General features: G+C 69.8%; 10 protein-coding genes. 6 read left to right on the plus strand and 4 right to left on the minus strand.

Features of this window, described 5'->3' with window-relative positions:
• Position 1: 1 nt before the first annotated feature.
• From NM203_RS07980 to NM203_RS07995, 4 genes are read left to right on the plus strand one after another with little or no spacing between them, the layout of a single operon-like run.
• Positions 2-622 (plus strand): TIGR03085 family metal-binding protein, encoded by a 621-nt coding sequence (locus NM203_RS07980; protein WP_255059297.1) that lies wholly within the window; start codon positions 2-4, stop codon positions 620-622.
• Between the two features lie 9 nt (positions 623-631).
• On the plus strand, positions 632-1,561 hold the full coding sequence (locus NM203_RS07985; RefSeq protein ID WP_255059298.1) for an LLM class F420-dependent oxidoreductase: 930 nt from the start codon (positions 632-634) through the stop codon (positions 1,559-1,561).
• 40 nt (positions 1,562-1,601) lie between these two features.
• Positions 1,602-2,036, plus strand: coding sequence for a hypothetical protein (locus tag NM203_RS07990; protein WP_255059300.1), 435 nt, complete (start codon positions 1,602-1,604; stop codon positions 2,034-2,036).
• A 28-nt stretch (positions 2,037-2,064) separates the two neighbouring features.
• On the plus strand, positions 2,065-2,580 hold the full coding sequence (locus NM203_RS07995; protein WP_255059301.1) for a hypothetical protein: 516 nt from the start codon (positions 2,065-2,067) through the stop codon (positions 2,578-2,580).
• Here the strand turns inward: NM203_RS07995 and NM203_RS08000 are convergent.
• From NM203_RS08000 to NM203_RS08015, 4 genes are all read right to left on the minus strand, one after another.
• The gene (locus NM203_RS08000; protein WP_255059302.1) at positions 2,577-4,076 is read right to left on the minus strand and encodes a dynamin family protein; all 1,500 of its coding nucleotides are present in this window, start codon (positions 4,074-4,076) and stop codon (positions 2,577-2,579) included. The genes NM203_RS07995 and NM203_RS08000 overlap by 4 nt on opposite strands.
• Before the next feature lie 11 nt (positions 4,077-4,087).
• Positions 4,088-5,923, minus strand: coding sequence for a dynamin-like GTPase family protein (locus tag NM203_RS08005; RefSeq protein ID WP_255059303.1), 1,836 nt, complete (start codon positions 5,921-5,923; stop codon positions 4,088-4,090).
• A gap of 100 nt (positions 5,924-6,023) precedes the next feature.
• Positions 6,024-7,040, minus strand: coding sequence for an IniB N-terminal domain-containing protein (locus tag NM203_RS08010; RefSeq protein WP_255059304.1), 1,017 nt, complete (start codon positions 7,038-7,040; stop codon positions 6,024-6,026).
• Positions 7,041-7,305: 265 nt separating this feature from the next.
• Positions 7,306-7,860 (minus strand): Rv0340 family IniB-related protein, encoded by a 555-nt coding sequence (locus NM203_RS08015; RefSeq protein WP_255059305.1) that lies wholly within the window; start codon positions 7,858-7,860, stop codon positions 7,306-7,308.
• Between the two features lie 209 nt (positions 7,861-8,069).
• On the opposite strand from NM203_RS08015, the gene NM203_RS08020 reads away from it, so the two are divergent.
• Complete coding sequence (locus tag NM203_RS08020; protein ID WP_255059306.1) at positions 8,070-10,040, plus strand: Hsp70 family protein; 1,971 nt, start codon at positions 8,070-8,072, stop codon at positions 10,038-10,040.
• The gene (gene iniR / locus NM203_RS08025; RefSeq protein WP_255059307.1) at positions 10,037-12,481 is read left to right on the plus strand and encodes an isoniazid response ATPase/transcriptional regulator IniR; all 2,445 of its coding nucleotides are present in this window, start codon (positions 10,037-10,039) and stop codon (positions 12,479-12,481) included. The genes NM203_RS08020 and iniR overlap by 4 nt, the downstream gene beginning before the upstream one ends.
• Positions 12,482-12,805: the final 324 nt, after the last annotated feature.

Genomic DNA, 12,805 nt, shown 5'->3' on the forward strand with positions numbered 1-12,805 from the left:
CGTGTCAGTCGCACAACGGGAGCGCGCGGCGCTCGTACAGACCATGCGGGACACCGGCCCGGACCACCCGACGCTGTGCGGGGAGTGGACCAACCGCGAGCTCGCCGCGCACCTGGTCGTCCGGGAACGCAGGCTGGACGCCGCACCGGGAATCATGATCCCCCAGCTCGCCGACTACACCGAGCGGGTCACCCGACAGGTCGCCGCGGATACCGACTGGACCGAGCTGCTGGACAAGGTCGCCTCCGGGCCGCCGCTGTTCTCGCCGTTCAAACTGCTCGACCCGGTTATCAACGTGGCGGAGATGTTCATCCACCACGAGGACGTCCGTCGTGCCGTGGAGCCGTGGGAGCCGCGGGTGCTCGACGATGCGACCACCACCGCGGTGACCCGTCAGGTCTCGGTGATGGCACGCATGGCGCTCAAGGCCGACGCGAACGTGGTGGTGCGCACCCCCGAGGGCAAGACACTGACGACCGTGGGTAAGGGTCCGTCCGTCGTGCTGACGGGTGCGCCGGGCGAGCTGCTGATGTACATCTCGGGTCGGGATCAGGCGCGGGTCGAGCTGACGGGCGACGACGCCGGGATCGCCGCGGTGCGCGACGGTCGCGGGGGACTCTAGGCTCCCCTCATGGACTTCCGCGTGTTCGTCGAACCCCAGCAAGGAGCCACCTACGGTGACCAGCTCGCCGTCGCGAAAGCCGCGGAGGACCTCGGCTACTCCGCCTTCTTCCGGTCCGACCACTTCGTCGCGATGGCCGGCGACGGGCTTCCAGGCCCCACCGATTCCTGGGTGACTCTCGGCGGCATCGCCCGTGAGACGTCGAGCATCCGGCTGGGCACCATGGTCACCTCGGCGACGTTCCGCTTTCCGGGACCGCTCGCCATCGCAGTGGCTCAGGTCGACGAGATGAGCGGTGGCCGTGTCGAACTCGGCCTCGGCGCCGGGTGGTTCGAGGCTGAGCACAAGGCCTACGCCATCCCCTTCCCGCCCCTGAAGGAGCGCTTCGACCGGCTGTCCGAGCAGCTCGACATCATCACCGGGCTGTGGGCCACCCCGACCGGCGAGACGTTCGACTACACCGGCGAGCACTACAGCATCATCGACTCCCCCGCGCTGCCCAAGCCGGTTCAGGACCCGCTCCCGATCGTCATCGGCGGTGGCGGCCCGAAGCGGACACCGGCGCTGACCGCGAAGTACGCCTCGGAGTTCAACATCCCGTTCGTCCCGCTGGACGTGCTCACCGCGCAGTACGAGCGCGTGGCCGCCGCGGTGCAGACGGAGGGGCGCCCCGCCGACTCCCTGACGTACTCCGCGGCGTTCGTGCTGTGTGCTGGCGGCGACGAGTCGACGCTGTCCCGGCGGGCGGGCTCGATCGGCCGCGAGCTCGAGGAACTGCGCAGCAATTCGCCGACCGTCGGAAGCGCCGGCGAGATCGTCGACCGCCTGGCGCCCTTCGCCGCCGCGGGAGTGCAGCGGGTGTACCTGCAGGTGCTGGACATGCACGATCTGGACCACCTGGCGTACGTCGCGCAGGACGTCATCCCGCAACTGGGATGAACCCGGCCCGGTGTCGCCGGCGCGGCTACTATCACTCCCCGTGACCCGCGACGACGACCGGCGTGACCGCGTCTCCGTCGAACCGGCCTGGCACGAGCGCACGTCGACGCTTGCCGGCGCGAGCGTGGCCGCCCTGCTCGTGCTGGCGCTGCTGTACCTCCTGATCTCGACATTCGTGCGCGAGTTCGACGAGCCCGCGCCCGTACAGCAGTACTTCCTCGACCCGACGACGACGGGGTCGGGTCGAGTCACCGATTCCTCCAGCACGTCCACGACGCCGACGATCACCAGCACCAGTCCGCCGGTCACGTCCGATATCAACGACCCCGGTGCGACGACGACCACCACGTCGGGCACCGACACCTCGGATCCGTCGACGTCGCGGCGGCCGCCCCGCACCAGGGACAACGACGTGACGACGACGCGGCAGCGGCCGCGTCTCAACGAAACACGCACCCTGTACCCGCAGCCCTGACTCGGGGAGTCGATCTAGGGTGGAGCGCATGCCGCGCGGTCCCGAAGATCCCGACTACTACTCGGACTACGCCGACGAGGAGCCGACCGCGTACGCGCCGAAGTACGACGCCTACGCCGAGACGGGGCGCCTGCCGGAGCATCCGGCCGACACGCCCTGGTATCGCAAACCCGCCGGGCTCGTCGGCCTCGGCGCCGTAAGCGCGGTGATCCTGGCGCTGGTGGTGTACGCGATCATCGCGCTCGTCTCCGGCGATGACGACACCTCCGACACGACCACCACGACGTCGTCCCCGTCGTCCACCTCGGCGACGTCGGGCGCGGTCGTCCCCCCGGTCACCCAGACCGAGACGGTGACGCAGACCCCGGAGTCGTCGACGCCGCCCACCACGACGACGACAACCGAGCCGACGAGCACCACCACGACCACCAGCACCACCACGACGACGACCACGCCGAGCGTCAGCACGTCGACCAGCACGGTGACCTCGACGAGCACCGTGACGGTGTCACCGCCGCCGCTGAGCCCGGTCGAACAGCCCTAGCGCCCGCGAGCGTGGTACTCGGCGACGAGAGCCTCGGCGCTGCGCACCGCGGCGCGGCACACCCGCGTGGTGAACGGGTCGTTGAGCGGGTGGTCCGCACGTCGACGCCAGCGCTGTGCGGCGGCGAACGCGGCGCGCGGGCCGTCGTACGGGGCGTCGGGCGACAGGCCGAGCCGACTCGCCGCGTCGGTGCCGGAGCCGCCGATGATCCGCCGCAGCGACGCCATCTCGTCGTCATTCAACGTCGTTGTCCGAGAACGTAATTGGCTGAGCAGCCGGAGTTCCTCGAATGCGTGCGTGTCGGCCAGCAGCGGATCGATGTCGGCGAGGATCTCACGCGTGGCGAAGATCGGATTGGCCTGCACGAACTGCCGCAGCGACACCAGCGCGGTGTGCGCCTTCAGCAGATCGGATCGCTGCGCGAACTGCTGATCGATGACGTCGCGCAGCGCGATCAGCCCGCTGCGCTCCAGCAGCTCGTCGGCCAGCGCCACCGAGTCGGTGACGCCCGCGCGCAACACGGCGATGGAGATCCGCAGGCCGAACATGCCGAAGCGGTCCAGTAGCGCCGCGCGCGTCGGCGCGTCGACGGGCAGCGAGCTGTCCTCCCGCACGAAGCGGTCCACTGACAGCATGGCCCTCGTCAGCTCGGTCGCGTCGACGCCCGCGAGCTTCTCCAACGCGACGAACTCGCTCTGCCGCAGCGTGCGAGCGGTCAGCGCCAGCAACCCCGACACCGGGACGACGGCCTGGCAGATGCCGGTGCGGTCCATCTCCTCGGTGAACCTGCCCGCGACGTCCTTCGCCGACATCATCGCGTCGATGCGGCCCGCCCCGATCTCGTCGGCACGCGAGGCCACGCCGATGACGCCCAGCGCTCCCGACGATCCGCCGACCAGTTCCCCGATCTGCCGAAGCAGCGCGATGTCCGGGGCGTTGAGGGTGCGCAACAGGAACACCACGGCGTCGACGCGGGGCACGCCGTCGTCGGGCACCAGCAGGCGCAGCGTCCGCTCGGACACGTCGCGCGACAGCGACGACGTACCGGGGGTGTCGATGATCGTGGTGTTGACGAGCTCCGCCGCCGGCCACTCGACGTCGAGATCCACCACGTCGACCGGATCGAGGCTGGCGAAGTCGAACGACAGCGCACGCTCGCCGGTCACGCCCTCGCGCACGATCGGCACGTTGGACCGACGACCGCCTCGGTGGTTGGCCGTCACCTTCGGCGTCGGGCCGTAGCGGAACCAGGTGACGATGCGGGTGGCCTCGGTGGCGTCGGTCGGAGCGATGTCCTCGCCGACGAGAGCGTTGACCAGCGTGGACTTGCCCGCCTTGAGCGTCCCGGCCAGCGCGATGCGGATCGGCTGGTTGAGCCTCCTGCCGATCCAGTCCAGCTGGTTGTGCACGTCGGGGCGCTGGGCGTAATGGGGGTCCGCCCGATACGCCTGAATGGTGCCGCCGAGGATCGCGCGCACGTGATCACTCGTGCTCATCGGGGAACAGTTTAGGCGGCGCCGATTGGAGGAGTTTCCAGCTTGATCGCGTTGTCCACGACCTGCACCAGGATGTTGAGCTGCCGCTCCAGCTCTCGCACCCTGGTCGCGCGCTCGGTCTCCTCGAGCTGAGCCGAGGCCAGGGTGGCCTGCAGCGACTCGTTGAGCGACCGGGTGGTCTGGTTGGCGATGCCCCGGTAGTGGTCGCGCAGCTGGCGCTGGATGGCCCGCAGCCGGTCCCGCGACTCCTTGATGACGACGAAGGACACATCGTCGACGAAGCGCCGGGTGTTCATCTTCGCTTCGTTGCGCACGCGCGACATCCGGTTCTCCATGTCCTCCTTGTACGCCTTGCGGCCGAGCACCAGGCCGGCGCCGAGCGACAGCGGGTTGAACATGCCGAGACCCGCGAACGACGTCAGCATGCCGAACATCAGCACGCCGCCGTAGGAACCGCGCATACCGGTGACGACCTTGTGGCCCTTGCCGATCGGCTTGGCCTCGAGCCGCGCCACCGACTTCAGCTCACCGAAACCGGCCCCCATGTCGCGGGCACTGACCTCGGGCATGTCGACGGTGTCCAAGCCCGCTTCGGTGAACGTGCGGGCGACATCGGCTGCGAGCGCCTCGGCGCGCTGGAAGGCCCAGACGAAGTTGTCTCCGACGGCCGTCGCGATGGACTGTTCGAGTTCGGACCCGATCTCGGCCCAGTGCTGAGTCGGGTCGCAGCTGTCGATGACCTTCTCGGTGTGCGCAGTGATGTGGCGGAAGCGATTTCGCAGATCGTGGTCGATGTCGGAGGTGAGGTCGGCGATACCGTCGTTGAGCACCTGCTGCCACAGTGCCGTGTTCTGCAGCGCGTCGGTCGCCTCCTGCTTGCGCCGCTCCAAGTCCGCCGTCAGCTTCTCGCGCGTGGTCGGATCGTTCAGCGCCGACAGCTCGGACTCCACGGAGAGCTTGAGATGCTCTGCAGCGGAACGGATGTCGGCGACCACCTGATCGCGCACCCGGTCGGTCTCACGGGTCAGCACGCGTTCGCTGAGGAACTTCACGATCGCCGGGAAGTTGGACTCCTCGTTGAGCTCCTTGTCGTTGAGCTGGATGGCGTGTGAGCGTAATGCTGAAGAGACCGGGGTGATCGTCGTGTTGATCCCGGCCCGGCGCAGGTGCGCCTCGTTCGCCGCGACGATCTCGCGCCAGTGCGGGTACAGGTCGGTCTTGGTGGCGACGATCGTTGCGACAGGACAGATTTCGAGAGCCTGCCGGATGAAGACGAGCTCCGGCTCGGTGAACTCCTGACTGGTGTCACTGACCATCAGCATCGCGTCGGCCTCGGGCAGCAGCCCCAACGTCGCCGACAGGTGGGGCTGACCGTGGCCGCCGACGCCCGGCGTGTCGATGAACGCCAGCCCGCCGTTGAGCAACGGGCTCGCCACGTTCACCTCGATCCGCAGCACCTCGCGTCCGCCGGCCTGAGGGGCGAACCGCAGATCCTTCTTCAGGTCGTCCACCGGCACGTCCACCCGCTGCGGTTCGCCGTTGGCGTCGGCGACGACGAGCCGTGCCGACGCCGGGTCACCGCTGGAGACGAAGGTGGGCAACACCGTGCTCTCGTCGTCGCCGACGCGGGCGACCGGCACGTTCAGCAGCGAGTTCACCAGCTGGCTCTTGCCCTGCTTGAGCTGGCCGGCGATCACGACGCGAATCTGCGGGTCGCTGATGCGCTCCTTGGCCACTGCGAGCCGTTCGACGAGGTCGCCGCGCTCGTAGGTGTCGGCGATGCGGCTGGTGTGGTCGATGAGCTCGAGGATCACCTTGACCTTGCGAGGGTCGTTCGGTTGCGTCATGGGTTCTCCTCGAAATGCCGTCGTGTCACGGTAGACGCAACGGCGCGGGGATCACCCGGCTGTGCCCTAGGTGATCCCCGCCCCGTTCGCTACTGGTCGATCAGAACGCGTCCATCTCGTTCGAGTTGTGCGACGCCGTGTCGTTGTGCGACGCGATGTCGGTGTCGTTGTTCGACGCCACGTTGCTGGTCAGGCTGCTGTCGGAGTAGCTGTGGTCGTCGACCGAGTTGTCCGTGTGGATCTCGTTCGTCGTCTCGACGGTGGTGTTCACCGAGCTGTCCTGGGCGTAGTCCTGGCCGACCGTGGTCTGGTTTCCACCGACCGAGGTGTTGCCCGAGTTGGTGCTGCTGTGCGAGTCGGTCAGGATGATCGACCCGCCACCGCCGCCGCCACCGGCGTTGGCCTCGTTGCCACCGGTGCCGATGCCGATCAGGCTGCCGCCGCCGTCGGCGCCGGCGTTGCCGCCGTGACCGCCGGACATGTCGTTGTCCTTGATGACCGGGCCCTCGTTATCGGAGATGACGTCACCGCCCGCGTTCTGCGACTGATCGGTGATCTCGGTGTCGTTGCCCTGGCCGATGGTCGTGGACCCGTGGTCCCCGGTGACGACCGTGCCGGTGTTGGCGTTGTTGTCGTCGCCGACCACGTTGCCGTCGCCCTTCACGCTGGTGGTGTCGATGTCCCCGGCGGTGCCGGTGTTCACGACGCCGCCCTCGGTGGCGGTGTTGCTGGTCTTGTCACCCAGGGTGATGTCGCCGAAGCCGAGGTTGAAGGCGCCGTTCTGGGCGTTCGACCCGGCGGACTGGTTGGGGCTCATCAGGTCGTTGTTGCTCGCGATGGGCACGTTGTTGTTGCTCGCGAACTCGTTGTTGGGGGCCCAGGTCGGCGACGCGATGTTGTGGTGACTCGCCACCGCCTGCTGCAGGCCCTGCACCGGGTCGCCGCCGCCGAGCACCAGGCCGGCGGGAGCGGCGGTCGCGGCGACCGCCTGCAGCTGCGCCGCCGTGACGTTCGGCAGGCCGGCGTCGCGCAGCGAGTTGTCCGGGTCCAGGACGAACCGTGCCGCGGCATCGGGGCTGCGGAAGAGATCCAGGATGAAGTCGATGAGGTTGGTCATTGGGGTTCCTTTCTCAGGCGGGTTCTCGGTCTGGTCACCGGATCGCTCCGGCGAACTGAAGACCACGTTATTGAGCGGCGGAGGCATCGGAAACGGGGCCGGATCCCCTCGCGTGGACATCCCGTAGTGGGGTGTTCGGGGGATCTAGATTAGGGGATTAGGGGATGCCCCTGGGGGTCCGTGAGTCAGCCCCGCGACGTGCGCAAACGCAGCGACGGCGCAGCCCGTCAAGGGCTGCGCCGTCGTGTGCGGAGAGAACCATCGGCTAGATCAGGTCGTCCAGTTCGGGGCCGTGGGGGATCTCGGCCGCCATGCCGTGCTGGTCGAGTTGGTCGTGAACCTGCTGGACCCAGCCGTCGTCGGCTGTGACGTCGGCGAACGGCAGATCGTCGATGACGGGCGCATCCAGTTGCGGGATGTCGTCGAGGCCGGCGACGGTGGGCACATCCGGGACGTCCAGTCCGGCCGTGTCGATGACCGACCCCGGATCACCGGTCGTCACAACGTGATTCAGCGTGCCGTACGGGTCGTCGATAACCTGCTGCGGCAGGTGGTCACCGAAGGCATCGAACGCGGCGGTCGCCTCCCCGCTCGTCCACACGTTGCTCGCGGCGTCGGCGCCGAACGCATCGAGACCGGCACTCGGGGCGACGGAGGACACCGACTCGGCCACGACGGGGATGAGGTGGTTGACGTCGGCGGCGGTGACGCCGGAGAGGTTCGCGTCGGCGAGCGCCTGTGCCGGATCCGCTGCGTACCGGGCGGCGGCGTCGGGGTCGCTCATCAGCGACATCACGAAGTCGAGGAGCGAGTTGGCCATGACGTGCCTCCTTCCTGTGTGCGGTTACCGCCGATGCTATCGGCGCTCGCCGCCTGAGAGATCGGTGCGCAGCCCACCCGTCCCCGACACCGGTTAGGGGGAGGACCGTTAGGGGTTCGATTCCACTAGGGGGTTTCGTCCCCCTTCGATCGGCACGGACGGCTATGGTGAGGGCTGTTTGCGAAACCGAGGTCATAGAGGTTAGGCACATGAGCGACGCACTGGGATTGTCGATCGGGACTACGAACCTGGTCGCCATCCGCGAGGGTAGGCCCCCGGTGATCAGGCGGGCGATCGTCACGCTGTTCCCCGACCGCGCCCCGGAAGTCGGCGTGCCCTCGGAGAATCCCCAGCTGGCTCCGTCCGCGGGCCCGCCCGGCCTGGTCCTGACGTCATTCGTTGAGCGGGTCGGCGATCCCGTGGCCCTGGTCGCGCCGGACGGGACCTCGCACCGGGCGGAGGACATCCTCGTCGACGCCCTGGACGCGATGGCGCGGACCGTCGGTGGCGGAGCGCCGATCTCGATAGCGGTGCCGGCCCAGTGGAGCCCGGCAGTCATCGGCGCCCTGCGGGCCGCCCTTCAGACCAGGCCGAGCCTTTCGCCCAACGGCGTTCCCGCGTCGATCATTCCCGATGCGGGGGCCGCCCTGGCGGGCCTGCGCGCCGCGCCGGGGCTACCGGCCAACGGCATCGTCGTGCTGGTCGACATCGGCGGTACCGGCACCAGCATCACCCTGGCCGACGCCAGCGCCGGTCTCGCGCTCGTCGGCGACACCGTGCGGCACTACGAGTTCTCCGGCGACCTCATCGATCAGACCCTGCTGAACCACGTCGTGACGGGGATCGCCGAGGCACGTGAGTCCGACCCTGCCAGCACGGCGGCCGTCGGCTCGCTGGGGCGCCTGCGCGACGAGGCCAGGCGGGCCAAGGAGCGGCTTTCCTCCGAAACCGCGACCGTGATTCCCGTCGAACTGCCCGGCCACGCATCGGAGTTCCGCGTGACGCGCCCCGAGTTGGAGCGCCTCATCGATCCGCCCCTGAGCGGGCTGGTCAGCGCGATCGAGGACGTGCTGGCGCGCTACCGGATTCCGCTCGCCAACATCGCCGCCGTGGCGACCGTCGGTGGTGGCGCCGCCATTCCCCTTGTCACCCAACGGCTTTCGGAGCATCTGCGCGCGCCGGTGGTGACCACGCCCCAGCCTCAGCTGGCCAACGCGGCCGGTGCCGTGGTCGTCGCCGACTTCGGCCTCGCCCCCGACGCGGCCACCGGGATGGCACCGGCGGCCGATGGCGCGACGGGCCTGGCCCCGACGCTGGGCTGGGCTGCCGGTGCGGCCGGTGTTGCCGGTGTTGCAGGAGCCGCCGGTGTTGCCGGCGCCTCGCCGGACGCGACGCAGATGGCGCCCGCCACACCCGACGCGGCCCAGACCTCGGCCTCCAGTTCGCTGGCCTGGTCGCAGGACGCCGACGGCATACCGACGACCGACTACGCCGCGGACGACTTCGCCGACCCCTACGGCGGTCCCGGCGACGCCCGCCCGGACATCGAGTACGCGCACGACGAGGAGGACGAACTCCCCGAGGAGGAGCTGACCCCCTGGTACCGGCGCCCGCCCATCCTGTTCGGCGCCGCCGCGGCCGCGTTCCTCTTGGCAGCAGGCGGTTTCGCGGTGGTGGGCCTGACCAGTTCATCGGATGAGCTGGACCCCGTCACCGAGGTCGTGACGATCACCTCGACGGGCTCGGACGGCAAGATCACCACGAACATCGTGACCAAGACCTCGGAGACGACGCAGGGCGAGGCGCCACAGACGTCGACGAGTTCGCAACCGCAGACCACGGGCGAGACGACGACGTCCCCCACGACAACGACGACGTCGCCGACCACCACCACGACGACGACCACCACCACGACCACCACCACGACGACGACCACGACGACGACCACCCCGTCGACGTCGACGTCGACGAGCACCTCGACCACGACGCAACCGCCCATCACCCCGAGCTCGTCGATCGAGCCGCCGCCGATCACGCCGGACACGCCCACGGCGCAGCCCATCACGCCGATCACGCCGCCGCCGTCGAGCCCCGTCGTGGTGCCCGAGTCCGTGGTCGCCTCGAGTCCGGCGCTGGTGCCCGAAGTCCAAGTGCCCATCTTGGTGCCGCCCCAGCCGTGACCGACCCGGTCAAGCGGTTCGTGACCGGCGGGATCGGCACGGGCAAGACCACCGAGTTGACCGCCATTCGCACCGCGCTCCGGAGCGCGGGCGTCACGGTGCTGAGCCGGGTACCGCCAACCGCTGGCGAAGCGGCGATCGTGGTCGACGACGCGCATCTGCTGGATGACGCTGAGCTGCAGCGGATCACGGCCGTCGTCGACGAGCCCGGCACCACCGTCGTCGTGTCGGCACTGCCGCTCGCACACCGCGCGGCGTTGACCGAACTCGCCACCGCCATGGCGCGGGAGGCACCCGTCGTCGAGCTGGGACCACTGCCCGGCAGGGAACTCGTCCGCACAACAGCCGAGATCATGGGGGCGACACCGCCGCCGGAGCTGGGGCGCGCCCTGATGGCGTCGACCGCGGGCCTGCCCTTCCTGCTGTATCCCGCCGCGCGTGCCGCGCTCGCGGCCGACGGGGATGCGCCGGCATCGGCCGCGGTGCAGGCGGCGCGGGTCACGCTGGTCGAACGCCTGGTCCGGCTCGACGAGCCGGTGCTCGACACGCTGCTGCTGTGCACGTTGACCCCCGAGCTGGGGCCCGACGACGTCGCCGCCGCATTGCACGTGAGCGGCACCGAGGCGGCGGGGTTGGTGGATCGGGCCAGGGCGACGGGGTTGCTCTCCCCCGCGCTGAACACCGCGTTCGTCCGAGGCCTGCACCGCGGCCTCGCGCAGGTCGTCGGGACGGCCCGCCACCACGAGGTGGAGACGGCGCTGCTGCAGTCGCAGCTCGAGATGTCCACGCTGTCAACCGATCTCGCGCTTCGGCTTGCCGAGCACGGGATGCGGGACGGGCGGCTGGCTGACGTGCTCGCCGCGCGAGCCGCCGACGACCGGGGCGAACCGGGGCAGCCTGCGCGGCTCTACCGCGCCGCGGCGCAGGCGGGGGCCACGGCTCTCACCGCACGACTCGCCGACGCCCTGGCGATGACCGGCGACTGCGCGACCGCGGGCCGACTGGCCGACGAGCTGTTGGGTTCCGACGACGCAGCGGAACGCGCGACGGCGGTGCGGATCTCGGCGAGCATCGCGATGCACGACGGCGGTACCGCGCAAGCCGCCGATCTGTTCCGCTGGCTCGGCCCGCAGCAGGCGGGCAACACGGCGCACCTCGCGGCGGCCCATGCGGTGGTGTCGGTGGCGACGGGCGACGCGGCGTCGGCGCGGGCCGCCCTCGATCTCGACGCCGTGGGGCCGCCGACGTCGACGGCGCGGGCCGCACGCAGCCTGGCCGAGGGCCTCGTGCTCACGCTCGACGCACCGTATTCGGTTGCGGTGGCACGGTTGTCGCAGGCTATCACCGAGCAGCGGCCGCCCGGCGTCGCACCGGACTCGGCGGCGGCACTCGTCACCCTGGTGGCGCTGCACGGCGGTGATCCCGTCCGCGCGCGCAGCGTCATCGCCCGCGCGGTGCGCACGGGAGGAAACGAGGACGGCTACCACGGTTTCAGCGCGCACCGGCACCGTCTACTGCAGGGCTGGGTGCGCATGCAGGACGGTCAACTCGCGGCGGCCTCGGCCGACGCGGCCGCCGTACTCACCGCCGACCTGCACCGGCGCGACGCACTGTGGGCGGCGGCGCTGCAGACCGCGATCGCCCGGCGCAGCGGCGACACCGGCGCCATGCAGAAGCACTGGTTCACCGCTGTCGAGGTGCTGTCCGAGCAGTCGACGGATCTGCTCTCACTGCTTCCACTCGGCGAGTTGTGGGTGGCCGCCGGCCGTCTGCAGCAGGTCGATCGGCTGCGGCATCCGCTCAACGAGGCGTTCGGACTGCTTGCCGCACTCGGTGATCCGGTGCTGTGGGCGGTGCCGTTGCACTGGGCGGGGGTGCACGCGGGAATCCTGGCCAACGACCCGAAGGCCGTCGCACCCCACGGCCAGGCGCTCACGGCCGCGGCGTCGTCGAGTGCGTTCGCCAAGGCGCTGGCCGATGCGGGCCGTACATGGCTGCGGGTGCTGGCCAACCACGTCGACGTCGACGACGTGACCGCGGCGGCCAGGGCACTCGGACAGTACGGCCTGACCTGGGATGCGACGCGCCTGGCGAGTCAGGCCGCCCTGCACGCGACGGACGGGCGGGTGTCGGGTGCCATGCTCCAGGTGGCCCGCGACCTCAAGTTGGCCTCGGTCGGTGACGACGAACCGGTGCCGCAGCCGGTGTCGACCTCCTCGACGCCGACCACCCCGCCGGCGTCGGCGCCGTTCGCGCGGCTGTCGGATCGGGAACGTGAGGTCGCCGAACTCCTGCTGCAGGGCATGCAGTACCGCGATATCGGGAGTCAGCTGTTGATCTCCGCCAAGACGGTTGAGCACCACGTCGCACGGATCCGGCGCCGACTCGGGGCGGAGTCGCGCTCGGAGATGCTCTCGATGCTGCGCGCCATCCTGGGGTGAGCGGCGGCTGACAGGTCTCGCACAGTGACAACCGCCACAGCAAAGCCGGCGCCGTCACGACCACAAAGACCACAAGTGCGGCGCCGCACAGGGCTTCCGACCACGTCGAAGTGGGTCACCAGGGCGGAAACGGCGATCTCGCCCCCGCGCTGCGGCGCTGCGGTGCGAGTTGTCCCGCCCGCTGCGAGTTAGGTATGCCTTCGTAGCGACCTTGTATTACTAGGTGCAACTATGAGCTGGCATAAAGCGTAAGTTACCCTCCAGTAACCAGCCCAAGTTACTCGTCGGTAGCTGTTATTTCGGGAGGCACGCGTGGACGAGCAC

The sequence above is a fragment of the Mycolicibacterium arenosum genome (genome assembly GCF_024320865.1).
GTDB lineage: Bacteria > Actinomycetota > Actinomycetes > Mycobacteriales > Mycobacteriaceae > Mycobacterium > Mycobacterium arenosum.

Bases quoted from the DNA above. Each gene is read 5' to 3' on its own strand.
- NM203_RS07985 (WP_255059298.1), top strand. From the start codon at position 632: ATGGACTTCCGCGTGTTCGTCGAACCCCAGCAAGGAGCCACCTACGGT.
- NM203_RS08015 (WP_255059305.1), bottom strand. From the start codon at position 7,860: ATGGCCAACTCGCTCCTCGACTTCGTGATGTCGCTGATGAGCGACCCC.
- NM203_RS08020 (WP_255059306.1), top strand. From the start codon at position 8,070: ATGAGCGACGCACTGGGATTGTCGATCGGGACTACGAACCTGGTCGCC.
- NM203_RS07995 (WP_255059301.1), top strand. From the start codon at position 2,065: ATGCCGCGCGGTCCCGAAGATCCCGACTACTACTCGGACTACGCCGAC.
- NM203_RS08000 (WP_255059302.1), bottom strand. From the start codon at position 4,076: ATGAGCACGAGTGATCACGTGCGCGCGATCCTCGGCGGCACCATTCAG.
- NM203_RS08005 (WP_255059303.1), bottom strand. From the start codon at position 5,923: ATGACGCAACCGAACGACCCTCGCAAGGTCAAGGTGATCCTCGAGCTC.
- NM203_RS08010 (WP_255059304.1), bottom strand. From the start codon at position 7,040: ATGACCAACCTCATCGACTTCATCCTGGATCTCTTCCGCAGCCCCGAT.